20 protein-coding genes are annotated in these 24,524 nt (G+C 74.3%); 14 read left to right on the top strand and 6 right to left on the bottom strand.

The genetic code is table 11. The features are described from left to right. A partial coding sequence (locus ABT023_RS26495) for an NHL repeat-containing protein (RefSeq protein WP_350889129.1) occupies window positions 1–1,047 on the top strand: 1,047 nt, incomplete at its 5' end. Window positions 1,048–1,125: 78 nt separating this feature from the next. Here ABT023_RS26495 and fmdA read toward each other — a convergent pair. From fmdA to ABT023_RS26475, 4 genes are all read right to left on the bottom strand, one after another. Continuing rightward, complete coding sequence (gene fmdA / locus ABT023_RS26490; RefSeq protein ID WP_350889128.1) at window positions 1,126–2,382, bottom strand: formamidase; 1,257 nt, start codon at window positions 2,380–2,382, stop codon at window positions 1,126–1,128. Window positions 2,383–2,431: 49 nt separating this feature from the next. After that, a complete protein-coding gene (locus ABT023_RS26485; protein ID WP_350889126.1) occupies window positions 2,432–2,710 on the bottom strand; it encodes an FmdB family zinc ribbon protein in 279 nt (92 codons plus the stop codon). 195 nt (window positions 2,711–2,905) lie between these two features. Then, window positions 2,906–3,286, bottom strand: coding sequence for a YccF domain-containing protein (locus ABT023_RS26480; protein ID WP_350889124.1), 381 nt, complete (start codon window positions 3,284–3,286; stop codon window positions 2,906–2,908). Window positions 3,287–3,613: 327 nt separating this feature from the next. After that, window positions 3,614–5,062: a cellulose binding domain-containing protein gene (locus tag ABT023_RS26475; RefSeq protein WP_350889123.1), complete on the bottom strand. Its 1,449-nt coding sequence runs from the start codon at window positions 5,060–5,062 to the stop codon at window positions 3,614–3,616. A gap of 155 nt (window positions 5,063–5,217) precedes the next feature. Here ABT023_RS26475 and ABT023_RS26470 point away from each other — a divergent pair, with 155 nt between their 5' ends. The 7 genes from ABT023_RS26470 to ABT023_RS26440 all read left to right on the top strand — a co-directional run bounded on the left by ABT023_RS26470 (window position 5,218) and on the right by ABT023_RS26440 (window position 13,760). Then, complete coding sequence (locus ABT023_RS26470) at window positions 5,218–5,397, top strand: hypothetical protein (RefSeq protein ID WP_350889122.1); 180 nt, start codon at window positions 5,218–5,220, stop codon at window positions 5,395–5,397. A gap of 173 nt (window positions 5,398–5,570) precedes the next feature. Further along, complete coding sequence (gene kdpF, locus ABT023_RS26465; RefSeq protein ID WP_036343797.1) at window positions 5,571–5,660, top strand: K(+)-transporting ATPase subunit F; 90 nt, start codon at window positions 5,571–5,573, stop codon at window positions 5,658–5,660. Further along, the gene (kdpA, locus tag ABT023_RS26460; RefSeq protein ID WP_350889121.1) at window positions 5,660–7,315 is read left to right on the top strand and encodes a potassium-transporting ATPase subunit KdpA; all 1,656 of its coding nucleotides are present in this window, start codon (window positions 5,660–5,662) and stop codon (window positions 7,313–7,315) included. Before kdpF ends, kdpA begins: the two co-directional genes overlap by 1 nt. Before the next feature lie 20 nt (window positions 7,316–7,335). Next, on the top strand, window positions 7,336–9,546 hold the full coding sequence (kdpB, locus tag ABT023_RS26455) for a potassium-transporting ATPase subunit KdpB (RefSeq protein ID WP_350889120.1): 2,211 nt from the start codon (window positions 7,336–7,338) through the stop codon (window positions 9,544–9,546). Then, the gene (locus tag ABT023_RS26450) at window positions 9,546–10,427 is read left to right on the top strand and encodes a potassium-transporting ATPase subunit C (RefSeq protein WP_350889118.1); all 882 of its coding nucleotides are present in this window, start codon (window positions 9,546–9,548) and stop codon (window positions 10,425–10,427) included. The genes kdpB and ABT023_RS26450 overlap by 1 nt, the downstream gene beginning before the upstream one ends. Window positions 10,428–10,524: 97 nt before the next feature. Continuing rightward, window positions 10,525–13,077, top strand: a complete 2,553-nt coding sequence (locus ABT023_RS26445) for a sensor histidine kinase (protein ID WP_350889117.1) — start codon at window positions 10,525–10,527, stop codon at window positions 13,075–13,077. Then, window positions 13,074–13,760 carry a response regulator gene (locus ABT023_RS26440; RefSeq protein ID WP_350889115.1) on the top strand — a complete coding sequence of 229 codons (687 nt, stop codon included), beginning with the start codon at window positions 13,074–13,076 and terminating at the stop codon, window positions 13,758–13,760. The genes ABT023_RS26445 and ABT023_RS26440 overlap by 4 nt, the downstream gene beginning before the upstream one ends. A gap of 31 nt (window positions 13,761–13,791) precedes the next feature. Here the strand turns inward: ABT023_RS26440 and ABT023_RS26435 are convergent, their stop codons facing one another. Next, window positions 13,792–14,997 carry a S8 family peptidase gene (locus ABT023_RS26435; protein ID WP_350889113.1) on the bottom strand — a complete coding sequence of 402 codons (1,206 nt, stop codon included), beginning with the start codon at window positions 14,995–14,997 and terminating at the stop codon, window positions 13,792–13,794. A 450-nt stretch (window positions 14,998–15,447) separates the two neighbouring features. Next, window positions 15,448–16,197 (bottom strand): DUF2470 domain-containing protein, encoded by a 750-nt coding sequence (locus ABT023_RS26430; RefSeq protein WP_350889112.1) that lies wholly within the window; start codon window positions 16,195–16,197, stop codon window positions 15,448–15,450. Window positions 16,198–16,243: 46 nt separating this feature from the next. Between ABT023_RS26430 and rpsD the strand changes: the two genes are divergently transcribed. The 6 genes from rpsD to ABT023_RS26400 all read left to right on the top strand — a co-directional run bounded on the left by rpsD (window position 16,244) and on the right by ABT023_RS26400 (window position 24,441). Then, entirely contained in the window at window positions 16,244–16,852 is a 609-nt protein-coding gene (gene rpsD / locus ABT023_RS26425) for a 30S ribosomal protein S4 (RefSeq protein ID WP_350889110.1), read from the top strand. Between the two features lie 186 nt (window positions 16,853–17,038). Beyond that, the gene (locus ABT023_RS26420; RefSeq protein ID WP_350889109.1) at window positions 17,039–18,373 is read left to right on the top strand and encodes an SWIM zinc finger family protein; all 1,335 of its coding nucleotides are present in this window, start codon (window positions 17,039–17,041) and stop codon (window positions 18,371–18,373) included. Continuing rightward, window positions 18,370–20,997, top strand: a complete 2,628-nt coding sequence (locus ABT023_RS26415; RefSeq protein WP_350889107.1) for a DUF6493 family protein — start codon at window positions 18,370–18,372, stop codon at window positions 20,995–20,997. The genes ABT023_RS26420 and ABT023_RS26415 overlap by 4 nt, the downstream gene beginning before the upstream one ends. An 89-nt stretch (window positions 20,998–21,086) precedes the next feature. After that, window positions 21,087–22,667 (top strand): bifunctional 3-(3-hydroxy-phenyl)propionate/3-hydroxycinnamic acid hydroxylase MhpA, encoded by a 1,581-nt coding sequence (gene mhpA, locus ABT023_RS26410; RefSeq protein WP_350889105.1) that lies wholly within the window; start codon window positions 21,087–21,089, stop codon window positions 22,665–22,667. Between the two features lie 388 nt (window positions 22,668–23,055). Further along, window positions 23,056–23,142 carry a hypothetical protein gene (locus tag ABT023_RS26405; RefSeq protein WP_502890764.1) on the top strand — a complete coding sequence of 29 codons (87 nt, stop codon included), beginning with the start codon at window positions 23,056–23,058 and terminating at the stop codon, window positions 23,140–23,142. Window positions 23,143–23,187: 45 nt separating this feature from the next. Then, on the top strand, window positions 23,188–24,441 hold the full coding sequence (locus tag ABT023_RS26400; protein WP_350889103.1) for a ricin-type beta-trefoil lectin domain protein: 1,254 nt from the start codon (window positions 23,188–23,190) through the stop codon (window positions 24,439–24,441). Window positions 24,442–24,524 lie beyond the last annotated feature (83 nt).

The following is a 24,524-nucleotide window of genomic DNA, read 5'->3' as shown; positions in this document are numbered from 1 at the left end:
GCCGTGGTAATCGTCGGCGTGGCCCCGGTGGCGGCGGCGGGCCCGCCCACCGTGCTGTCGCCGGCCGCGGGCACGCCGGTGTGTCAGGTCCGCGACGGGCGGCTCAACGAGATCTCCGGGATGGCCGCCGTCGGCGACGGGTACGTGGTGGTCGACGACGGCGCGGACGAGGAGGCCCGGCGTCGGATCTTCTTCCTCGACGCCGACTGCGCGGTGGTGCGGACGGTGCGCTACCCGTCGCGTCCCCGGGACACCGAGGATTTGGGCGTCGGCGCGGACGGCACGGTCTGGGTGGCCGACGTCGGCGACAACGACCGCTCCCGCCGGACGGTCGCCCTGTGGCGGCTTCGTCCCGGCGGGAAACGCCCGGTGCTGTACCGCCTGGCGTACCCGGACGGTCCGCACGACGCGGAGGCCCTCCTGGTCGCCGGTGACGGGCGTCCGGTGATCGTGACCAAGCAGGGCGGCGGCGCCGGCCTGTACCGCCCGGCCTCGGCGCTGCGGTCGGGCGCGACGGTGCCGCTGACCCGGGTGGGGCAGGTGCGGCTGCCGTCCACCAGGACCCGCAACCCGTTCTCCTTCCTCGGTCGGGCGGTGGTCACCGGAGGTGCGACCGCGCCGGACGGGCGTCGGGTGGTCCTGCGCACCTATGCCGACGCGTTCGAGTTCGACGTCTCCGGTGGCGACGTGGTCGCCGCCCTGACCACCGGCACGCCGCGGGTCGTCCCGCTGCCGGACGAGCCGCAGGGGGAGTCGGTCACCTACAGCCGTGACGGCCGGTCCCTGCTCACCGTCTCCGAGACCGCGGACCAGCCGCCCGGCACGCGGCCCACGATCCTGCGCTACGCGCTGACCCCGGTGCCGGCCCCCACCCGGCCCCGGACCGACCCGGCGTCGGCCGCCCCCCGGGCCGCCGACACCCCGGACCGTGCCGACCGCGGCGGTGCCAGGTCCGTGGCCGTGGGGGCGGCGGTCGCGGCGCTGGCCCTGCTCGTCCTGGGGATGGCCAGGGCGAGGGGCGCGGGCCGCCAGGACAAGGGGGAGTGAGGACCGCCCTGTCCACAGCGGACCTCCGAGGCGCGAGCCGCGCCCGGCCGTGCGCGACGGGGTCCCGCAGCCGTACGGTCAGGACATGCTGGCCCTCGGGGCGCCCGGGCCAGGGTCGATCCTGGTCGGGCCGCCGGCGGACGGGCGTACGTCGAAGTTGAAGATCTCGGTGGGCAGGTAGACCGTCGCGCAGGAGTTGGGGATGTCCACCACCCCGGAGAACCGGCCCTCGATCGGCGCCGCGCCGAGCAGCAGGTACGCCTGCTCGGGCTGGTAACCGAAGCGGGTCAGGTAGTCGATGGCGTGCAGGCACGCGCGTTGGTAGGCCAACTGCGAGTCGAGGTACCGCTGCTCGCCGTCGAGGGTGACGGACAGTCCGGAGAAGGCCAGCCACTGGCTGAACTGCGGTGGCGTGTTCCCCGGCAGGAAGATGGCGTTCTCGGCGACGCCGTACGTCTGCATGCCGTTCTTGATCAGGTCGACGCGCAGGTCGATGTAGCCGCCCATCTCGATGGCGCCGCAGAAGGTGATCTCCCCGTCGCCCTGGGAGAAGTGCAGGTCGCCCACGGACAGGTTCGCACCGGGCACGTAGACCGGGTAGAAGACGCGGGTGCCCGCGGTGAAGTTCTTGATGTCCTGGTTCCCGCCGTTCTCCCGGGGCGGGGCGGTACGCGCCGCCTCCGCCGCCACCCGGTCGAAATCGGCGCCGGTGAGCGTGCCGAGGATCGCGTCCTGGGGCTCGGGCGGCAGGGACAGGGGCGGCACCCGATCCGGGTCGGTGGCCCGCAGCGCGCCCTCGCGTCGGTTCCAGGTGGCCAGCATCCCCGCGGACGGGGCGGTGCCCATCAGCCCGGGATGGGTGATGCCGGTGAACTCGACGCCGGGGATGTGCCGGGAGGTGGCCTGCCGACCGGTGAAGTCCCAGACGGCCTTGTAGGCGTCGGGGAACTGCTCGGTGAGGAAACTGCCGCCGTTGCCGGTGGCGAACACGCCGGTGTATCCCCAGCCCTGGCCGGCCAGCGGCCCGGAGTCCTCCTGCGGGATGGGCCCGAGGTCGAGGATGTCGACGATGAGCAGGTCGCCGGGTTCGGCGCCCTGCACCGCGAAGGGGCCGCTGAGGGCGTGGACCCGGCTCAGCGGGGCGTCCCGGATGTCCTCGGCAGAGTCGTCGTTGTGGATCGCCCCGTCGAACCACTCCCGGCAGTGGACGCGGAACGACTGGCCGGGCCGGACGGTGGCCACGGGCGGGATGTCCGGGTGCCACCTGTTGTGGCCGATCTTCTCCTGGTCGGTGAACCGTCTGGCGGAGTCGAGCGGGAACAGTAGTTCGGGCATGTCGTTCTGCCTTTCGGTCGGGCTGGTGGAACGGGCCGGTGTGGGCCGGTCACCAGCGGGGCAGGCGGGCGTGGGCCGGGTTCGGCGACCGCCGGACCGGTTGCCGGCCCGGGATGTGCGTCACGACGTCGGGCGTCTCCGCGCTGCGCTCCGCCCGGTCGATCGCGTGCCGCAGGCGCGCCGGTGTGCGGGCGAGCCGGGGCGCCGAGAAGACCCGGGCGGCCGGGCACCCGCACCGTGGGCAGCGCGCGGCGGTGCCGGCGGTGCCGATCGGCAGCACGGTGTCGAAGTTGCCGTCCTGTGGGCATCGGTACTCGTACGTGGCCATCTCCACCGCCCCCTCGCAGCGTCGCGCGGACGGCGGTCGGCCTGCGGCTGAATCGCCCGCATGCCCATCCTCCGCCGTTTCCGCCCTCAAATGGCACGAAGCCACCAACGGGGGACTGCCGAGGGCCGGCGGTCGGCTCGTCGCCCCGCCCACAGCCCGGGCCCGGCCGCCGGGCGACATCCGGGTGGCGGAACCCTACGGCGCGTCGACGACCTCGCGCCCGAGGGGCCAGAACGCGGCGGGTACGAGCTTGAAGTTCGCGATGCCGAACGGGATTCCGACGATCGTGACGCAGAGCGCGACGCCGGCGAGGACGTGGGACAGCGCCAGCCACCAGCCGGCCAGCACCACCCAGAGGAGATTGGCCAGGCCGGAGGGGGCGCCGGCGCCGGGCTTGGGCACGAGGGTGCGGCCGAAGGGCCACAGCGAGTAGCTGGCCAGCCGCAGTGAGGCGACCCCGAACGGGATCGTGACGACCAGGACGAAGCAGATCAGCGCGGCGATGCCGTATCCGACGCCGAGGACGAGACCGCCGCCGAAGACCAGCCACAACACGTTGAGCAGAAAGCGGATCACCCCTCCAGCATGACTCCCTCCCGCCACCGGCGCGGTCGCGCTACCCCTCGCGGGCGTCCCTGAGCCGGCCGAGTTCGGTGGCGCGGGTCCTGCCCATGCGCTCCGCGAGCCCTCGGGCCTGCGCGTCGGAGCCGTTGGTCCGCCCGGCATCGGCGAGCCGTGCGCCCTGCTCCACATGCTCGGACGCACCGGCCGCTGCCGGGGACGGCGAGATCCTGGGTGCCGTGCTGTAGGCGGTCGTCCGGGCGTTGCCGTTGGAGCGGCTGGTGGGGCACGCGGGCGGACGGCCGGGGTGCCGCCCGCCCGCGCTGACGGAGTTGGCCGCGGCTACGGGGTGACGGCGATGTTGGTCAGGCCGTTGACCGCGTTCGTGACCGTGTTCGAGGCGTGCACGACGTTGGGGTTCGCCGGGCATTTCGACGTCGAGGAGACGTTTACGGCGTACCGGCCGACGCCGCCGAGGTCGGAGGTGTTGCCGCGCCAGACGTTGCCGCAGCCGTACCCGGTGAGGAGGTTGTGGGTCTCGTAGCCGTTGGCGAACGTGCCCGGCGCGCGGAACGTGCCGGTGTTGCCCTCGACGAGATAGCCGTTGCCCTTGGCGTCGACCCACGAGTCGCCGGAGTTGACGCCGGAGATGCCCTGGCCGTCGAAGGTGTTGCCACGGATCACGCCGCCCTCGGTGCCCTCCTTGATGTCCACGTGCTCGGCCGTCACGCGGGGGCCGATCCGGTTGTTCAGCACCTGCACCCGGTCGGAGCGGTCCATCCCGCCGGAGTTGCCGTGGCAGCCGAAGTTGGACTGGGCCGAGCCGAGGTAGACCCCCTCGCCGTAGCCGGGCTGCGCCAGGCCGGTGTCGGTGATCACCGAGTTGCGGATGATCCCGTCCGCTGAGGAGCGGCGGAAGTGCACCGCCTCGTCCTCGGTGTGGTGCACGTACACCCCGTCGATGGTCACGTGGTGGGAGTTGTCCAGCACGATGCCCTTCTTCGACTCGGCGACGGTGAAGCCGGTCAGGTTCCAGTACGGGGCGTCGAAGAGCCAGAGCCCGTACCCGGAGTCCCAGCCGGCGGTCGGCGCCGGGCAGCTCGGCCCCGTGCCGGCGGGCCCGCCGTTGACCAGCACCGCCTCGCGCGGGCCGGTGAGGGTGACCCGGGACGCGGCGGTCCCGGCCCTCGTGGTCAGAAAGGAGCCCCGGTACGTGCCGGCGGCGAGCTGGATCGTCTGCCCCGGCGCCGCCGCGGCGAGGGCGGCCTGGAGTTGGGCGGCGGTGGAGACGTTCACCGTCGTGCCGGGCGGCGCGGTCGTGGGCGGCGTCGTGGTCGGCGGCGGCGTTGTGGTCGGTGGCGGTGTGGTGGGTGCCGTCGTGGTGGGCGCCGCCGTCGTGGTCGGCGCGGGACCGCCACCGGAGCACGGGTTGCCGTTGACCGTGCAGTTGGTGGGGTTGCCCGCGCCGCTGACGTTGAAGCCGAAGCTCTCGCTGCCGCCGGGGGCGATGGTGCCGTTGTAGCCGGCGTTGGTGAACCGGTAGTGCTGGCCGCTCTGGGTGCGCACGGAGCTCCAGGAGTTGCTGACGCTGGTCCCGGTGGGCAGGTCGAACTCGACGGTCCACGTGGTCACGGCGGCGGTGCCACCATTGGTGAGGACGTAGTCGGCGCCGTAGCCGCCGGGCCAGGTCGAGGCCTTGACGAGGCTGGCCGTCAGGCCCCCGGCGGCCCAGGCGAACGGGGCGGCGCTGACCGCGAGGGCGGCGGCGAGGCCGGCGGCGCCGGCGGCCAACCATCGATGAGAGGTCTTCACTGGCGTGGCCCTTCGTTGAGGCGGGCGATTGGTGGGATGCCCGGCCGCTGACGCCGAGCCAACCAATGCATCGATCTACGTATTTATACCGGCCTCGGCGCCCGGACCGACGGCGGCCTGACCTGGCCCCCGACGTGTCCCCGCGCGCCGCCGGCCGGTACCTGCTCCACCGCACCGCCCGCCGGCGCATCGGCGTGGCCCTGGCCAACTCGCTCGTACGTGTCCGGGCCGCGCCGGTGACCGCCGTCACCGGCGCGGCCGGGCCGCGTGAAAACGGCGTCAAGAAACGGCCCGTCGCCGTCATGGTCGCGTGAAGGACCCTGTCCGCGCGGTGCCGGAGGCGTTGTGATTGCCCGGCGCGACCGGAAGTCGGTCGCGGCAACCGAGTCGGGTAAGAGGAGTCAGCCGTGTCTGACGTGGTGTTCGTGCTGGTGACGGTGGCGCTGTTCGTGGCGCTCACCCTCGTGGTGAGGGGCGTGGAGAAGCTGTGAGCGCCGTCAACGCCGTCGGCCTGGTGCTGGCGATCGGCCTGGGCGTGTTCCTGGTGGTCGCCCTGCTGTTCCCGGAGCGCTTCTGATGACCACGACAACAGCCGGTGTGCTGTTCATTCTCTCGCTGGTGGTGGCGCTGGTCGCCGTCCACAAGCCGTTCGGCGATTACCTGTACCGGGTGGTCGCGGGCACCCGGCAGTCCCGCGTCGAGCGGGGCGTCTACCGACTGGTCGGGGTCGACCCGTCCGCCGGGCAGACCGGGGGCGTGTACGCCCGCGCGGTGCTGGCCTTCTCCGCCGTGTCGATCCTGTTCCTGTACGCGTTCCAGCGCCTGCAGAACCACCTGTGGCTGTCCCTCGGCTTCGACCCGGTCGTGCCGCACGGGGCGTGGAACACGGCGGTGTCGTTCGTGACCAACACGAACTGGCAGTGGTACTCCGGCGAGTCGACCATGGGCCATTTGGTGCAGATGGCCGGGCTGGCGGTGCAGAACTTCGTCTCCGCCGCCGTCGGGATCGCCGTCGCGGTCGCCCTGGTCCGCGGTTTCGCCCGCAGCCGCACGGGCGATCTGGGCAACTTCTGGGTCGACCTGACCCGGATCACGCTACGGGTGCTGCTGCCCGTCTCGGTGCTCGGGGCGCTCGCCCTGATGCTCGGGGGAGTGGTGCAGAACCTGTCCGCCGGCACCGACGTGACCACCCTCACCGGTGGGGTCCAGACGATCACCGGAGGGCCGGTCGCCGGCCAGGAGGTGATCAAGGAACTGGGCACCAACGGCGGGGGCTTCTACAACGCCAACAGCGCCCACCCGTTCGAGAACCCGACGGCCTGGACGAACTGGCTGGAGATCTTCCTGATCCTGCTGATCCCGTTCAGCCTGCCCCGGGTCTTCGGCCGGATGGTCGGCCAGAACCGGCAGGGGTACGCCGTGGCCGCCGTGATGGCGGTCCTGGCGGTGGCGAGCGTCGCCCTGACCAACGTCTTCGAGCTGGCCGGGCACGGCACGGTGCCGCAGGCGGTCGGCGCGGCGCTGGAGGGCAAGGAGGTGCGGTTCGACGTGTCGAACTCGGCGACCTTCGCCGCCGCGACGACGCTGACCTCCACCGGGGCGGTGAACTCGTTCCACGACTCGTACACCGCGTTCGGCGGGATGATGCCGCTGGTCAACATGATGCTCGGCGAGGTGGCGCCCGGCGGTGTCGGCGCGGGCCTCTACGGCCTGCTGATCCTCGCGGTGATCACGGTCTTCGTGGCCGGCCTGATGGTCGGCCGGACCCCGGAGTACGTGGGTAAGAAGATCGGCTCACGGGAGATCAAGTTCGCCTCGCTGTACTTCCTGGTCACCCCGGCACTGGTGCTGACCGGCACGGCGGCGGCCTTCGCCACCGGCAACGCCGCGACCGCGCTGAACACCGGCCCGCACGGCCTGTCCGAGGTGATCTACGCGTTCACCTCGGCGAGCAACAACAACGGCTCCGCGTTCGCCGGCATCACGGTGAACACCCCGTGGTGGAACACCGCCCTGGGACTGTGCATGCTGCTCGGCCGGTTCCTGCCGATCATCTTCGTCCTCGCACTGGCCGGCTCCCTGGCCCGCCAGGCGCCCACCCCCGCCTCCGAGGGCACCCTGCCGACCCACCGGCCCCTGTTCGTCGGGATGGTCGTGGGCGTCACGGTGATCCTCGTGGCCCTGACCTACCTGCCCGCGCTCGCGCTCGGCCCCCTGGCCGAAGGGCTGTGACCACCATGAGGAACGACGACATGACCCTTTCCCCGCAGGCGCCGCACGGCGGGGCCGACCCGGCCACCCCCGGCACGCCCGCCACCCGGGGCGACCGGGTCGGCGGCGGACTGCTCGACCCGAGGCAGCTGCTGACCTCCCTGCCGAGCGCGCTGCGTAAGCTCGACCCGCGCACCCTGTGGCGCAACCCGGTGATGCTGATCGTCGAGATCGGCGCGGCCTTCACCACCGTCCTCGCGGCGACCGACCCGTCGGTCTTCGCCTGGGCCATCACCGGCTGGCTCTGGCTGACGGTGCTGTTCGCCAACCTCGCCGAGGCGGTCGCCGAGGGCCGGGGCAAGGCCCAGGCCGCCACCCTGCGCCGGGCCAAGCAGGACACCGTCGCCACCCGACTGGTCGGCTGGACCCCGGGCGCCCGCGCCAACGCCTACCGCGACGAGGCGGTGCCCGCGCCCGAGCTGCGCCAGGGCGACGTCGTGCTGGTCGACGCCGGCGGGATCATCCCCGGCGACGGCGACGTCGTCGAGGGCATCGCCAGCGTCGACGAGTCGGCCATCACCGGCGAGTCCGCCCCCGTCATCCGGGAGTCCGGCGGCGACCGCAGCGCGGTCACCGGCGGTACCCGGGTGCTCTCCGACCGGATCGTCGTGCGGATCACCCAGAAACCGGGGGAGAGCTTCATCGACCGGATGATCGCCCTGGTCGAGGGGGCGAACCGGCAGAAGACGCCGAACGAGATCGCGCTCAACATCCTGCTCGCCGCGCTCACGGTCATCTTCCTGCTCGCCGTGGTGACGTTGCAGCCCCTCGCCGTCTTCTCCAAGCAGTACCAGGCCGCCGCCCCGGACACCGGGGCGATCACCGACGCGGGGGTCAGCGGCGTGGTGCTGGTGTCCCTGCTGGTCTGCCTCATCCCCACCACCATCGGCGCGCTGCTGTCGGCGATCGGCATCGCCGGCATGGACCGCCTCGTCCAGCGCAACGTCCTGGCGATGAGCGGCCGGGCGGTCGAGGCCGCCGGCGACGTGAACACCCTGCTGCTGGACAAGACCGGCACCATCACCCTGGGCAACCGGCAGGCCGCCGAGTTCCTGCCGGTCGAGGGGGTCACCGCCGCCGAACTGGCCGACGCGGCGCAGTTGGCCAGCCTCGCCGACGAGACCCCCGAGGGCCGGTCCGTGGTGGTCCTGGCCAAGAACGAGTTCGGGCTGCGGGAACGGGAGCCGGGTCTCGTGCCCCACGCCACGTTCGTGCCGTTCACCGCCCAGACCCGGATGAGCGGCGTCGACCTGACGCCGGACGCGACGGTCGACGGCGGGGTCACCGGGCCCGCGCGGCGGGTCCGCAAGGGCGCGGCGGCGGCCGTGATGAGGTGGGTCCGCGAGCACGGCGGCCACCCCACCGAGCAGGTGGGCCAGGTCGTCGACGGGATCAGCGGCATCGGCGGTACCCCGCTGGTGGTGGCCGAGCACATCGACGGCGAGCCGGCGCGGGCGCTCGGCGTGATTCACCTCAAGGACGTCGTGAAGGCCGGCATGCGGGAACGGTTCGACGAGATGCGCCGGATGGGCATCCGCACCGTGATGATCACCGGCGACAACCCGCGGACCGCGAAGGCGATCGCCGACGAGGCCGGGGTGGACGACTTCCTCGCCGAGGCCACCCCGGAGGACAAGCTCGCCCTGATCAAGCGCGAGCAGGAGGGCGGCCGGCTGGTCGCGATGACCGGGGACGGCACCAACGACGCCCCGGCACTCGCCCAGGCCGACGTCGGGGTGGCCATGAACACCGGCACCTCGGCGGCGAAGGAGGCCGGCAACATGGTCGACCTCGACTCCGACCCGACCAAGCTCATCGAGATCGTCGAGATCGGCAAGCAACTGCTCATCACCCGGGGCGCCCTGACGACCTTCTCGATCGCCAACGACATCGCGAAGTACTTCGCCATCATCCCGGCCATGTTCGCCGGCATCCACCCCAGCCTGGACACGCTGAACGTCATGCGGCTGGCCAGCCCGGAGTCGGCGATCCTCTCGGCGGTCATCTTCAACGCCCTAGTGATCATCGCGCTGATCCCGCTGGCCCTGCGCGGCGTCCGGTACCGACCGGCGGCGGCGGCCGAGCTGCTCAGCCGCAACCTGCTGGTCTACGGCCTCGGCGGCATCATCGTGCCGTTCGTCGGCATCAAGCTCATCGACCTGCTCATCCAGCTCATCCCAGGGATCTCGTGATGCGCCTACCCACCTGGCTCGCCCAACACCTCGCCGCCCTGCGCGCACTGCTCGTGTTCACCGTCCTGCTCGGCCTGGCGTACCCGCTGGCCCTGGTCGCCGCCGGCCGGCTGCCCGGCCTGGACGGCAAGGCGAACGGCTCGCTCGTCGCCGTCGACGGCCGGACCGTCGGCAGCGCGCTGATCGGCCAGTCCTTCACCGACGCCGACGGCAACCCCGTCCCGCGCTACTTCCAGTCCCGTCCCTCGGCAGCCGGGGACGGCTACGACCCCACCTCCACCGCCGCCTCCAACCTCGGCCCGGAGAGCGTCGTCGACACCCTCGCCGCCGACCCGGCCGAGTCGACCGCGAGCCTGCTCACCCAGGTCTGCGCCCGCAGCCTGGCGATCGGCCGGCTCGACGGCGTGGACGGGCGGCGGCCGTACTGCACCGCCGACGGCGTCGGCGCGGTCCTGGGCGTGTTCCACCGCGAAGGGCTGACCGGACCGGTCACCCGGGTGGTGAGCGTCAACCAGGCCGCCCCCGCCACCCCGTTCGTGACCACGTGGCAGGGCGTCACGGTGGAGCCGGCGCGACCGGGCGTGGACCACGTCGCCGCCGGGGCGGTGATCGTCCCGGTCCGCGGCGACGCCCCCGCCGCGCCGGCGGTGCCGGCGGACGCGGTCACCGCCAGCGGCAGCGGCCTCGACCCGCACATCAGCCCCGCGTACGCCGAGATCCAGGTCGCCCGGGTGGCCCGGGAGCGCGGCGCGGACCCGGCCGCGGTCCGGCGGCTGGTGGCCGAGCACACCGACGGCCGGGCGCTCGGCTTCCTGGGCGCCCCCGGCGTTAACGTGCTGGAACTGAACCTCGCCCTCGACCAGCGGTTCGCCGCTCGTTGAACCCCCCGCCGGGCGGGCCACGACAGGCCCGCCCGGCGGCCACCGCCACGTTCACGGCCGCGCCGCCGGACGGCCCGCCCACCGGAAGGACCTGCCCGTGCCCAGAGGGGAACTGCGCATCTACCTCGGGGCCGCGCCCGGCGTCGGCAAGACGTACGCGATGCTCCAGGAGGCCCGGCGGCGGACCGAACGCGGCACCGACGTGGTGATCGGGCTGGTCGAGACCCACGGCCGCCCGCACACCGCCGCCATGGTCGGCGACCTGGAACAGGTGCCCAGGCGCACCCTCGCGCACCGGGGCGTCGAGCTCACCGAGCTGGACCTCGACGCGCTCCTGGCCCGCCGTCCCGAGGTCGCGGTCGTCGACGAGCTGGCCCACACCAACGTGCCCGGCTCCCGCAACGACAAGCGCTGGCAGGACGTGCAGGAACTGCTGGACGCCGGCATCTCCGTGCTGTCCACGGTCAACGTCCAGCACCTCGAATCGGTCAACGACGTCGTCGCCCAGATCACCGGCACCACCCAGCGCGAGACCGTCCCCGACGCCGTCGTCCGCGCCGCCGAGCAGGTCGAACTGGTCGACATGACCCCGGAGGCGCTGCGCCGCCGGATGGCCCACGGCAACATCTACCGCCCCGACAGGATCGACGCCGCGCTCGGCAACTACTTCCGGATCGGCAACCTCACCGCCCTGCGCGAGCTGGCCCTGCTCTGGCTGGCCGACAAGGTCGACGACCAGCTCGGCGCCTACCGCGCCCAGCAGGGCATCTCCGACACCTGGGAGGCCCGGGAACGCGTCGTCGTCGCGCTGACCGGCGGGCCGGAGGGCGACACGCTGATCCGCCGGGCGGCCCGGGTGGCCGCCCGGGGCCGGGGCGCCGACCTGCTCGCCGTGCACGTCACCCGCAGCGACGGCCTGGCCGGCGTCGACCCCGCCCGGCTGGCCCGCCAGCGGGTGCTGGTGGAGAGCCTCGGTGGCACGTACCACCAGGTGCTCGGCGCGGACGTGCCGGCCGCGCTGCTCGACTTCGCCCGCGGCGTCAACGCCACCCAGCTCGTCCTCGGCGCCAGCCGGCGGGGCCGGTTCGCCCAGCTGTTCAGCCGGGGCGTCGGGGTCACCACCACGGCCCTGTCCGGGCCGATCGACGTGCACCTGGTCACCCACCCGCAGGCGGGGCGGGGACGGCGGAGCGGCGGGTTGCCGGCCGCGCTGTCCCGGCGGCGCCGGCTGCTCGGCTTCGCCCTCGCCGGTCTGGGCATGCCGGCGCTCACCGTGGCGCTGCGTACGCTGCCCGACCTCACCCTGACCAACGACATCCTGCTGTTCCTCGCCGGCGTCGTCGGGGTGGCGCTGGTCGGCGGCCTGTGGCCGGCGCTGGTCGCCGCCCTCGGCGGATCGCTGCTGCTGAACTGGTTCTTCACCCCGCCGTTCCGCACGCTGACCATCGCCGAGGCGGACAACCTGCTCGCCCTGGGCGTCTTCGTCGGCGTCGCCCTCGCGGTGAGCTGGGTCGTCGACGTGGCCGCCCGGCGTACCCGGGAGGCGGCGCGGGCCTCCGCCGACGCGCAGACCCTCGCCACCGTCGCGGGCGGCGTGCTGCGCGGCGAGCGCCCACTGCCGGCGCTGCTGGACCGGCTGCGGGAGACGTTCGCGCTGCGCGCCGTCAGCGTCCTGGAGCTGGCCCCCGACGCCCGGGGACGCCCCGGCCGGGCCCACGAGCAGGACGCCTGGCGGCTGGTGGCGTCCGTCGGTGAGGCGCCGGCGACCAGCCCCGACGCCGGGGAGACGGCGGTACCGGTCGACGACCGGCTCACCGTCGTGCTGTCCGGCCGGCGGCTGGAGGCCGCCGACCGGCGGGTCGTCGAGGCGTTCGCCGCCCAGGCAGCCGTGGCGCTGCGCCAGGAACGCCTCGCCGAGGAGGCGGCGACCGCCCGGCCGCTGGCCGAGGCCGACCGGATGCGCACCGCGCTGCTCGCCGCCGTCAGCCACGACCTGCGTACGCCGCTCGCCTCGGCGAAGGCGGCGGTGAGCAGCCTGCGCAGCCACGACGTCGAGTTCGACGCCGACGACCGGGACGAGCTGCTGGCCACCGCCGACGAGTCCCTGGACCGGCTGGGTCGCCTGGTGGCGAACCTGCTGGACATGAGCCGGTTGCAGGCCGGCGCGCTCGGGGTGGCCGCCGTGGCGATCGGGTTGGAGGACGTGGTGCCGAGGGCCCTGGACGAGCTGGGTCCGGACGCCGCCGACGTCGCCACCGACATCCCCGCCGACCTGCCCGCCGCGCTGGCGGATCCGGGCCTGCTGGAACGCGTGCTGGTCAACATCGTGGCCAACGCTCTGCGGCACAGCCCGCCCGGCCGTCCGCCCACCGTCACCGCCAGCGCCCACGCCGGGCAGGTGGAGCTGCGGGTCATCGACACCGGCCCCGGCATCCCCGAGGACCAGTGGGAACATGTCTTCCTGCCCTTCCAGCGCCTCGGCGACCGGGACAACCAGACCGGGGTGGGGCTCGGCCTCGCCCTGTCCCGCGGCCTCGCCGAGGCGATGGGTGGCACCATCACCCCCGAGACCACCCCCGGCGGGGGGCTGACCATGGTGCTTCGCCTGCCCGCCGCCGCCCCGACCGGCACCGAAGGGTCGCAGGAATGAGCCGCATCCTCGTCGTCGACGACGAACCGCAGATCCTGCGTGCCCTGCGCATCAACCTCCGCGCCCGCGGCTACGACGTGCAGGTCGCCGACACCGGTACGGGCGCGCTGCGGGCCGCCGCCGCCCACCCGCCGGACCTGGTGGTCCTCGACCTGGGCCTGCCCGACCTCGACGGCGTCGAGGTGATCCGGGGCCTGCGCGGCTGGACGACGGTGCCGATCATCGTGCTGTCCGGCCGGGCGGGCAGCGAGGACAAGGTCGCCGCCCTCGACGCCGGCGCGGACGACTACGTCACCAAGCCGTTCGGCATCGACGAACTGCTCGCCCGCATCCGCGCGGTCACCCGACGCCTCACCGCCCCGGCGGTCGACGGGGCGACGGCGGCCCCCCGGGTGGGTCGGCACACCGTCGACCTCGTCGACCGCACGGTGACCCGCGACGACGGCGCGGAGGTCCGGCTCACCCCCACCCAGTGGGCCGTGCTCGACAGGCTGCTGCGCCACCCCGGCAAGCTCGTCAGCCAGCGCCAACTGCTGCACGAGGTGTGGGGGCCGGAGTACCAGAACGAGACCAACTACCTGCGTCAGTACATGGCCCAACTGCGGCGCAAGCTGGAGGACGACCCGGCCCGCCCGCGACACCTCATCACCGAGCCCGGGATGGGCTACCGCTACCGCCCCTGACCGGGGCTCGTCCGGTGTCGCCGCTGCGGCCTCAGCCGCCGCAGTAGAGCAGCCGGTTGGGCGAGCCGGCGCCCGGGGTGCCGACGACGCCGGCGGTGGCGGTGCCGATGAGGTGGGCGGCCACCTGGGCGGGGGTCCAGGTGGGATGGTCCTGGAGGACCATGGCCACGCACCCGGCGGTGTGCGCGGCGGCCATCGGCCCGCCGCTGATCGTGTTGGTGGCGGTGTCGCTGGTGTTCCAGGTCGAGGTGATGCCCTGGCCGGGGGCGAACAGGTCCACGCAGGAGCCGTAGTTGGCGGAGCTCATCCGGGCGTCGGTCGGGGTGGTGCCGGCGACGGTGAGCGCCGCCGGCACCCGCGACGGGGAGTAGTTGCAGGCGGTGGTGGCGGAGCTGCCCGAGGTGACGGTGTAGGTGACGCCGGAGTTGATGGAGGCGGTGACCGCGCTGTCGAGCGCGGTGCTGGCGTTGCCGCCCAGGCCCATGGTGGCCACGGCGGGCTTCACCGCGTTCGCGGTGACCCAGTCGACCCCCGCGATGACCTGCGCGTAGGTGCCGCTCCCGGCGCAGTTGAGCACCCGCACCGGGACCAGGCGGACGTCCTTGGCGACCCCGTGCTGCTGGCCCCCGACCGTGCCGGCGATGTGGGTGCCGTGGCCGTTGCAGTCGTCGGCGGGCAGGGCGCCGTCGACGGCGTCGTACCCCCCGCCGACGGAGCCGGTGAAGTCGACGTGGGTGGCGCGGATGCCGGTGTCGACGACGTACGCGCGCACGCCCGGCGCGGTGTTCGGGTAGGCGTACTGCTGGTTGAGCGGCAGCAGGTGCTGGTCGATGCGGTCGAGCCCCCACGACGGCGGGTTGAGCTGGACCCCGGCGGCCACCGACACCAAGTGGTTCTGTTCGACGTACGCCACGGCCGGGTCGGCGGCCAGTCGCCGGGCGGCCCGCTCCGACAGGCGGGCCTCGAACCCGCGCAGCGCGGCGTGATAGACCTGCCCGACGGAGCCGCCGTACCGGGCGGCGAGCCTCGTGGCCGAGTCTGCGTCGGCGGCCCGCCCGCCGGCGTCGGCGAGCACCACCACGTAGCTGCCCTCGACGGCGGTGGCGCCGCCCGCGTGCAAAATGTCCCCGGTGGCCGGGGCCGCGCCCGCAGGCGCCCCGGCCATGGCGGCGGCCAGCACCGGGGCGATCAGGACGGCCGCGGCGGCCGACCGGCGGCGGTTCGGTGGCGGCGTCATCTCCCGGCCCTCCCGTGATCTGGCCGTCCCCGGGGCCAGATGCTGCCGGGGAGACGGCGCGAACGGACTGTGCCGAGCCTACCCATCATCCAAGATGGCGAATATATATCGGATGCCTCATACCGTGGCCCTATGCCTCGTCGGGCCGCCGAGGGCTGAGACCACGCCCGCGCATCGCCCCGGGCTGCGCTGCGGGATAGTTCAGGGGCGAGGGCCCGGGAGGTCGCCTGACCCTGTCCGTACCCGGGTGGCTGTTCCTGACGGCCCTGTCGCCGGCACCTCCCGCCGAGCGCTCGACGCGCTGCTCCCGCCTCTCCACCTTGGCGCGGCCCGAGGTCCGCCAGCCGTGGCTGCGCGAGATCTACGACCAGGTGAGACGCCGTCCGTACGCTGCTCCGTTCTAACGCCGCTTTTCGGTCCACCGTGCGCCGCCGCCACGGTGGCGGTGGGTCAGCGCCTGGTGGGGGACATGCGGCGCGGGGGCCGGCCGAGCAGCACGTCGAGGCGCGCGCCCAACTGGTCCGGGTCGTACAGGGGTCGGGTGAAGGCCAGCCGGACGTCACGAGGGCCGGCGGTGGCCGTGGCTCCCTCCGTCAGAGCGGGGGCCTGCACCCGCATGACGACGCCGGTGCGGTCGATCCGCAGTAGACGGACGCGCCCGCCCCGCTGTCGCAGGGAGGCGGGGACGAGCAGGGTGAGCTGATCCAGGGTGCTCGCGTCGGTGCCCAGGCGGCGCACCAGCTCCGCCTCGGCGGAGGCGAGCGGGTCGGGGCGGGCGCTGGCGAACGCCTGCGGATCGACCGGTGTGGTCCCGTCGCCGTCGACGAGTTCGGCGGTGGCGAGGTGGAGTGCCGCGACGACATCGGGCCGCCTGCCCCGCAGCCCCTCGACGGTCAGCCAACCGGTGAGCGTCGCCCGGCCACGCACCCGGTCGGGCATCGGGATCGGGGCGAGGTCCACCATCTCGACGACGACGGGTACATCCTCCTCGCACGCCAGCTGGCGGGACGCGCCGGACCCGGTCGGCAGCTCGATGCGTACCCGGCCGTCCCCGCCGACGCTGTGCCGGTGAGTGAGGTCGGCCCGGTGTGTCGAGGTCAGCAGCGTCACGGAGTCGGCGGCCACGAGCAGGGTTCGCAGCCGTTCGGCCGGTGTGCCGACGGCCACCGCGACGCCGGTCGGGGAGATCTTGCCGGACATACGCACCTCCTATTAGGTTAGGCTTACCTTACCTGAGAGGTAGATGATGAATCAGTCCCGCCCCAAGGCAAAGCGGTCCCGCCGTCTCGGCATCGCCCTGACACCCAAGTGCGTGCGATACCTTGAGCGCCGCCCGTTCCCGCCCGGCGATCACGGCAGAGCCCGGACCAAGGACACCGACTACAAGGTCCGACTGGTGGAGAAGCAGCGCCTCAAGGCGCAGTACGACCTGCGGGAGCGCCAACTGCGGACGGCGTTCGACCGCGCTGCCCGCAGGCCGGGCAAGACCGGTGAGGAACTCGTGGCCGACCTGGAGACCCGGCTCGACGCGCTCGTCCTGCGCGCGGGGTTCGCCCGCACCATCTACCAGGCGCGACAGGTGGTCACGCATCAGCACGTGATCGTCAACGGCCGCCGGGTGGACCGCCCGTCGGCGCGGCTGCGCCCCGGTGACGAGATCGCGGTGGCCGCGCGCAGCCGCGCCAAGACGCCGTTCGTCGTCGCCGCCCAGGGGGCGCACGCCCCGCAGCGACCCGCGCCGTACCTGGACGTCGACCTGGCCGGCCTCACCGCGCGGCTAACCCGGTTGCCCGCGCGGGCCGAGGTGCCGGTGATCTGCGACGAGCAACTCGTCGTCGAGTACTACTCCCGCTGACGGGCCGCCGCGCTCGGCGACGGCGCGGCCACGGGCGCGACGGCGGGCGATGGACGCCGTCGCGCCGACGGGGCCGCGCCTCCGCTGCTGTCCCCGTCCCTGAGCCGGGACCCGGCCCGGTGTCGACCGGCCCGACGTGATCCGCTCCGCGGAAACTGTCGGAGCGATCTTGTACCGTCCCGGCCCGTGAGCACCCAACAGACGTACCGGTACCTGGGATCCTCGACGCTGCGCCGCGACGGTCTCGCGTTGCAGACCAGCGGCGGCCCGGTGCCGAACCCCCGGTTCTTCACCGGGTTCCTCACCACACCCCAGCAGGCCGCCGTCGGGCTGCTCGCCGTCGCCGAGGTGGCCCGCACCCGCTACTACCGGCCGGTCAGCCCGGCGAGCCTGGATCCGGTCGTCACCGGCAGCCGGGACCGGCTCCGGTTCGAGTCGTTCTCCGGCTGCTGCGGGGTCTACGCCCGCCTCGACGCCCTGCCGGCCGGGCTCGACGGCGACGTGGTGGAGCATGGCACCACCAACGTCGATGTCAACAACCCGCTGCGCGAGGCGCTCGCCCGGGTCGGCGGCCTCGACCCGCTGCACCTGTCGGTCGGCCCCGACGACCTGACCGTTTCCACCATGGACGGCGCCGTCGTCGAGAAGAAGGTGCCGCTGCCGGTGCGTTGGCTGCGCGGCTTCGCCGAGGTGCAGGTGCTGGCCGCGGCATTCGAGCCGCGGGCGGAGATCCCGGCCGCCGAGGCCGCCGTCTTCCTGCGCCGGCTGCCGACGTCGAACGACCGGTCGGTGCTCTGGGCGGTGCCCGCGGGGCGGTCGCTGCGGCTGACGTCCCGGCCCGTCCCCGGCGCGGTCTGCCTCGCCGGCGCGGGTCGGCTGGCCGCCCTGCGCGGCATGCTGCGCTTCGCCCGGACCCTACGCGTCTACGGGCCGACCGTCGCGCCCGGCTCGGCGGCGCTGCCCAGCACCTGGGAGCTCGACACGGGGGCTTTGCGACTGTCGCTGACCCTCTCGCCCGAGCCCTACCGGGGGTTCTCCGGCGAGGGCGCCGCGCTGACCGCCCTGGCCGGCGACGACGTCGTCGACGACGCCGAGCTGGTCTCGGCCCTGCTGTCCTGGGACCCGACCGTCGACGTCGACGCCCTGGCCACCTCCGCCGGCATCGACGCGGCCCGGGTCCGGGGCGCCCTCGCCCAGCTCGGCACCGCCGGGCGGGTCGGCTACGACGTCTCCGAGGCGGCCTACTTCCACCGCGTCATGCCCTACGACGCGGGCCGGGCCGAGCGGGACAACCCGCGCCTGGTGGGCGCGCGGGCGCTGCTCGACGCCGGTGCCGTCACGTCGGACGAGGCGGGCGCCACCGTACGCAGCGGCGACGAGGTCTACCGGGTCCGCCGGCTGCCCGACGGCGAATTCAACTGCACCTGCCCCTGGTGGGCCAAGCACCGTGGCCAGCGCGGGCCGTGCAAACACGCGCTGGCCACCCGGATGGCCACGGCCGACGTGCGGGAGCGGGTGTGAAGAGCACGGTCCGGCGCCGGTGGGAGTTGGCGGCCGGCGGCACCAGCGACCTGTTCGACCTGATCGACGCCGGGTCGGCCGACCGGATCGTCGACGCCCTGGCCGGGCTGCCCGAGGACCGTCGCCGCGCCGTCGGCGTCGCCCTGACCGACTGGTTCAAGGGGCAGCGGTCCTTCTGGGGCGCGGCTAAGGGCACCGCCCTGGCCGTCCTCGTGGTCGGTTGCCTGCCCACCGCGGCCCAGGCCGGCGCGATCCTCGCCCGCCGCTCCATCACCGCCGACGGCGAGCGGGCGGCGAGGCTCGTCCGCGCGGTCGCCGCCGACCGCGGCGTCACCTGGCTGCCCGACCTCGCCCGGCGGATGGTCGACAAGCTGCACCGCGAAACCTGGGTCGAGCACTGGCGATTCGTCGCCGCGCTGCTGCCCCCCGACGCCGAGCCGCCGTCCGGGGACCGGTTCGTCGAGCTGTGGGTGCAGTCCCTGTCGAGCCCCGACCGGCGGCGGCACGGCGCGCCGGTGCCACTGGTCGACCGGCTCCGCGCCGACCCGCTCCTGCCGGCGCTGCTGCCCCGCCTGTTCGAGGTCGACGGCCTCGGCGCGCCGATGATGTTCGACGAGATCGTCACCGACTGGCGGGACCGCCGCCAGCACGCGCTTCCGACCGCGCTGGCGCAGCTCTCGGCCGAGGGCCTCGTCGACCGCGCCACCCTGCTCGACGGCGCTGTCGGCCGGCTGCTGCGGGGCGACCGACCGGCCGCGCTGCGGGCCTTCACCATCCTGCTCGGACAGCTCCGACCCACCACCGACGAGGTCGCCGCCCGCCGCGCCGACTACCTGCGACTGCTCGCCGACGCCCCGGTCACCGTCGCGACCATGGCACAGAAGGCGCTGCGCGAGGTGTCCGACCTGGAACTGGAGGCGGTGCTCGACACCTCCCGCGAGGTGTTGGCCCGCCCGGACAAGGCGCTGGTACGCGGCCAGCTCGCCTGGCTAGACCGGCTCGCCCGTGGGCACCGCGACCGGGCCGTGGAGATCGCCGAGGTGATCGCCGTCGCGGCCGAGCACCCCGCCGTCGACCTGCGCGAGCGCGCCACCGCCCTGGCCACCCGGCACGGCCTCGCCCCGAGCGCCGGTCAGGGCGGGGCGGTCACCGGGCCGCGCGGCGACGACCTGCCGCCCTCGGGGCCGCCCGCACCCGCCCCGGCCCCGATCGCCGACGTCGACGAGCTCGCCGAGGAGGTCGCCGCGCTGCTGGGCACCGAGCAGCACGGGGAGCCGCTGGACCGGATCCTCGACGGGCTGGTCCGCCTCACCGCGACCGACGGCGCGCGGGTGCGCGCCGCGCTCGACCCGGTCCTCGCCCGGAGGCACTGGTCCTGGGCCAGCGAGCACAGCTGGGACCCGTGCTGCCTGTGTGGCCTCGTCGGCGACGTGCTGGAATCCGCCGGCGAGCCCCGCCCGGCGGCCCCGCAGCGCAGCCGATGGCGCGCGCTGCTCACCGCCGTGCGGCGCACCGACCGGTCGCCCGCGCAACCGGAACTGGTCGCCACCGACCCCCGGGTCCCGGCGCCGCATGCCCTGCTGCGGGCCCGGCTCGCCGAGATCGGCCCCCACCACGGCGAGCCGGGCCACCCCGGCCTGCTCGCGACCCCGACCTCGGCCAACGGCGCACTCGACCCGCTGGCACTGCTGGAACGCCTCACGGCGCTCGGAGACCGGGAGCCGTGGCACTGGGATCTCACCCAGGCGCTGCTGCGCCTGCCGACCGGCGCCGACGAGGCGCTGGCCGGCAAGTCAGAGGCGCTGCGCATCCCGGCCGGCGACCGGCTCGCCGGCTGGCTGCGCTCCGGTGGGCTGCCGGCCCCGGCCATGCGGGTCACCACCCGCGCCCGCCGGGCCCGAAGGACGGGCTACGACTGGGAGTACGAACAGCTGCCGGCCCGCCGCGTCGCGGTCGAGCTGCGCCCGCCGGACGGGTACGACGACCGGTACGGCCTGCTGACCGCCGACCCGCCGCCGGTGGAGACGGAGTACCACGGCTGGACGCGGCTCTGGCCGTCGGTCCTGCCCCACCACCTGGGCGTGGTCGCCGCGTACGTCCTGCCGGAGGTGGCCGCCGCCGCCGACATGGACCGGCGTGACGGCGCGGTGGCGCTGCCGTCGCTCGTCGAGTGCGGCGGCCCCGGTGGGGCCGTCGTCGACCTCGTGCTCGCCTACGGCCTCGGCGCCCGCCACGGCACCGACCGGATCGCCACGTTGGACGCCCTGCTCGGCCTGGCCGGCGCGGGTCGCCTCGACACGACCGGGGTGGGCGGGCATCTCGGTGCGCTGGTCGCCGCGCAGGTGGTGAAGCCGACCCGCGTGGTCGAGCCGCTGCGCGACGCGGCCGCGGCCGGGGCTCCGCTGAGCGTGTGGCGGCTGCTGGCCGCCGCGTTGCCGCCGCTGCTCGCCGCCCCCACGCCACCCCGGGGCCTGCCCGACCTGCTGACCCTGGCGGCGGAGACGGCCGCGAGCACCGGGGTCCGGATCGAGGTGGCGGGGCTGGCGGAGGTCGCGGGCCGGGGCGGGACGTCCCGGATGGTGACCGAGGCACGCCGCCTGCACCGGGTGGTCACCGCCGCCTGAGAAGGCGGTCGGTACGGTCGGAGCGGGCGGGCCCGCCCGCCGGGCGAGGGGTGACCGGCGGGCCGGTGTGGCCAGGGCGAGGAGGAACGGTGGACGATCCGGTGCCTGTCGTCATCGTCGGCGCCGGGCCGACCGGGCTGGTGGCGGCCCGGCTGCTCGCCGTCCATGGTGTCCGGTCCGTCGTGCTCGACCGGTGGCCGGCCGCCTACCCCCGGCCGCGCGCGGTGCACCTCGACGACGAGGTGTGCCGGATCCTGCACCGGGCGGGGGTGCACGAGGAGTTCGCCGCGGTCTCCCGGCCGGCCGGGGGGCTGCGGCTGCTCGGCCCCGACCACCGCGTCCTGGCGCAGTTCAGCCGGGGCACGGCGGACGGGGCCCACGGCCACCCCCAGGCGAACATGTTCGACCAGCCGCGACTGGAGGCCATCCTTCGCCGCGCCGTCGACCGGGACCCGCTGGTCACCCTGCGCGGGGGCGTCGAGGTCACCGCCGTGTCCGCCGACGGCGACGGCCCGGTGACCGTCGCCGTCACCGACCGGGGATCGGGGGCGCGGCAGGCGCTGCGCGCGCGGTACGTTCTCGGCTGCGACGGCGCCAACAGCACCGTCCGCGCCCGGATCGGGTCGAGGATGCGCGACCTCGGCTTCGCGCAGCGCTGGCTCGTGGTCGACGTCGACACCGACGCCGCGATCGACGCCTGGGAGGGCGTGCACCAGGTGTGCGACCCCCGCCGGGCCGCGACCTACATGCGCGTCGGGGCGCGACGCTACCGCTGGGAGTTCCGCCTCCTGCCCGGCGAGACGGCGGCGGCCATGTCGGCTCCGCAGACCCTGCGCGAGCTGGTCCGGCCGTGGACGAGGGACCTGCCGTTCGAGGAGCTCGCGGTGGTCCGCTGCGCCGAGTACACCTTCCGCGCCCAGATCGCCGACCGTTGGCACGCCGGGCCCGTGTTCCTCCTCGGCGACGCCGCCCATCTCACCCCGCCGTTCATCGGCCAGGGGCTGGGCGCCGGTCTCCGGGACGCCGGCAACCTCACCTGGAAGCTCGCCGCGGTGCTGGCCGGCACCCTGCCCGCCGCCGCGCTGGACAGCTACGAGACCGAGCGGAGGCCCCACGTCACCGCGCTGATCCGGCTCGCCGTGGGCGTCGGCCGGGCCATGACCCAGGGCGGTGAGGCCGGCAACCTGCTGCGCCGCCTCGTCGCGCCCCGGTTGGTCCACGTTCCGGTCCTGCGGGCCAGGGTCCTCGACAGCACGACCCCGCCCCTGCGACGCTCGGCCCTGTGCCGGCGGCGTTGGTCGCCGTGGAGCCGCAACGGCCGGCTCTGCCCGAACCCCGTCCTGGGCGACGGCCGCCGCCTCGACGACGTGCTCGGGTCCTCCTTCGCGGTGCTCACCGTCGGGTCGTTGCGACCGCAGGCGGTCGCCGAGGCGCGACGGCGGCGGGTGGTGCTCGTGCCCGTGGAGCCGGCCTCGGGCCTCGGGCGATGGCTGCGCCGAGGCGGGGCCATCGCGGCGCTCGTGCGTCCCGACCGGACGGTGATGCGGACGGGCGGCGACGTGGCTGCCCTGCTCAGGGTCGCCCCGGTCCTGCCGCCGGCCCCGCCCCCGACGTCGCCGCCCCCTCGGCCCGACCCGGACGGGAGCCGACGACGCGGCACCCCTGGGTGACGGACTCCGCGCAGCGGGTGGGGCAGGTTGTCGGACTGCGGACCAGTGCCGGGGCAGCGACGGGCGGCCAACTGGTAACAGTATTGACAGAAGTCGTTCACATCGACAAACTTCGTTGAGAGCGCTCTCTGGGTGGCCGCGACCCTCGCGTCGTCCCGCCGCGACCGCCCACCGTACGCCCTCGGGAGGACCCCATGCCGCGACAGCTCCGCGCGTTCGGCACCGTTACCGCAGCTCTCCTGCGCGTCGTCGCGTCCCCGCCGGCAGCCCGCGCCGACGACGTCCCGGATGCCGCAGCCCACGGCGACCGCCGCCGGCCTCCCGCCGGAACTGGTCACGGCGATGCGCCGCGACCTCGGGCTGACCGCCGGCCGACAAGTGCGTCGACATCGCCGACCGGAACGGCGGCGACGGCGCCCGGCTCCAGCTGTGGGAATGCGCCGGCACCGCCAACCAGAAGTGGCGGCGGGGCTGACCGCGCCCCGTCGCCGCTCGTACGACCGTCCCCGAGGAGGCTCCCGTGATCAGATCCCGCTCCGCGCCCCGTTCGCTCGCCCGCGCCGCCGTCGCCCTCGTCGTCGTCGCGGCGTCCCTCGTCCTGCCCCGCCCCACCGCGCCCGCCCAGGCGGCGATCGGCGGCATCACCTGGCAGGACGAGTTCAACGCCTCCGCCGGCACGGCCGTCGACCAGAGCAAGTGGCGGTTCGATATCGGCGGCGGCGGCTGGGGCAACAACGAGAGGCAGTACTACACGAACAGCACCAGCAACGCCGTGCACGACGGCCAGGGCAACCTGGTCATCACCGCGCGCCGGGAGAACCCGGCCAACTACCAGTGTCACTACGGCCGGTGCGAGTACACCTCGGCCCGGCTGCTCACCGCCGCGACGTTCACCCAGGCGTACGGCCGGTTCGAGGCCCGGATCAAGATTCCCCGGGGTCAGGGCATCTGGCCGGCGTTCTGGATGCTCGGCAACGACATGGGCAGCGTGGGCTGGCCGAACGCCGGCGAGCTCGACATCATGGAGAACATCGGCCGGGAGCCGAACACCGTGTACGGCACCGTCCACGGGCCCGGCTACTCCGGCGGCGGGGGCATCACCGGCAGCCGTACCGTCGGCGCGCCGCTGGCCGACGGCTTCCACACCTACCGGGTGGACTGGGAGCCCAACTCGATCGTGTGGTACCTCGACGGCGTCGAGTTCCACCGCGTCGACCCGGGCCGGCTGGGCGGCAACCGATGGGTCTTCGACCACCCGTTCTTCATGATCCTCAACGTGGCCGTGGGCGGCAACTGGCCGGGCTACCCGGACGGCACCACCCAGTTCCCGCAGCAGATGTTGGTCGACTACGTCCGGGTCAACGGCTACACCGACGGCGGCAACCCGCCCGGCACCACGCGGCTGCGGGGCGCGCAGAGCGGGCGGTGCATCGACATCCCGAGCGCCAACCCCGTCGACGGCGCCAAGCTGCAGATCTGGGACTGCAACACCACCGCCGCGCAGGCGTGGACCTTCGCCGGCGACGGCACGGTGCGGGCGATGGGCAAGTGCATGGACCCCGCCTGGGCCGGCACCGCGAACGGCACCGAGGTCAACCTCGTCACCTGCAACGGCAACCCGGCCCAGCGGTTCACCCTGAACGCCTCCGGTGACCTGGTGAACCTCAGCGCCAACCGGTGCGTCGACGTGCGCGACCAGAATCCGGCCAACGGGGGCAAGCTCCAGCTCTGGGACTGCGCCGGCAGCGCCAACCAGAGATGGTCGCGGTACTGACCAGCGAACGGGGGCGCCGACGACCGGCTCGTCGGCGCGCGACGAAGGGGCCAGGCGCAGCGGCTTCCACGCCGCGCCGAGAT

The organism is Micromonospora sp. NPDC002296 (assembly GCF_040296145.1).
In the GTDB taxonomy this organism is placed as follows: domain Bacteria; phylum Actinomycetota; class Actinomycetes; order Mycobacteriales; family Micromonosporaceae; genus Micromonospora.
This window is presented reverse-complemented; position numbering and strand designations above follow the sequence as displayed.

Bases quoted from the DNA above. Each gene is read 5' to 3' on its own strand.
- ABT023_RS26450 (WP_350889118.1), top strand. From the start codon at position 9,546: ATGCGCCTACCCACCTGGCTCGCCCAACACCTCGCCGCCCTGCGCGCA.
- rpsD (WP_350889110.1), top strand. From the start codon at position 16,244: ATGAATCAGTCCCGCCCCAAGGCAAAGCGGTCCCGCCGTCTCGGCATC.
- ABT023_RS26435 (WP_350889113.1), bottom strand. From the start codon at position 14,997: ATGACGCCGCCACCGAACCGCCGCCGGTCGGCCGCCGCGGCCGTCCTG.
- kdpA (WP_350889121.1), top strand. From the start codon at position 5,660: ATGACCACGACAACAGCCGGTGTGCTGTTCATTCTCTCGCTGGTGGTG.
- kdpB (WP_350889120.1), top strand. From the start codon at position 7,336: ATGACCCTTTCCCCGCAGGCGCCGCACGGCGGGGCCGACCCGGCCACC.
- ABT023_RS26440 (WP_350889115.1), top strand. From the start codon at position 13,074: ATGAGCCGCATCCTCGTCGTCGACGACGAACCGCAGATCCTGCGTGCC.
- ABT023_RS26485 (WP_350889126.1), bottom strand. From the start codon at position 2,710: ATGGCCACGTACGAGTACCGATGCCCACAGGACGGCAACTTCGACACC.
- fmdA (WP_350889128.1), bottom strand. From the start codon at position 2,382: ATGCCCGAACTACTGTTCCCGCTCGACTCCGCCAGACGGTTCACCGAC.
- ABT023_RS26430 (WP_350889112.1), bottom strand. From the start codon at position 16,197: ATGTCCGGCAAGATCTCCCCGACCGGCGTCGCGGTGGCCGTCGGCACA.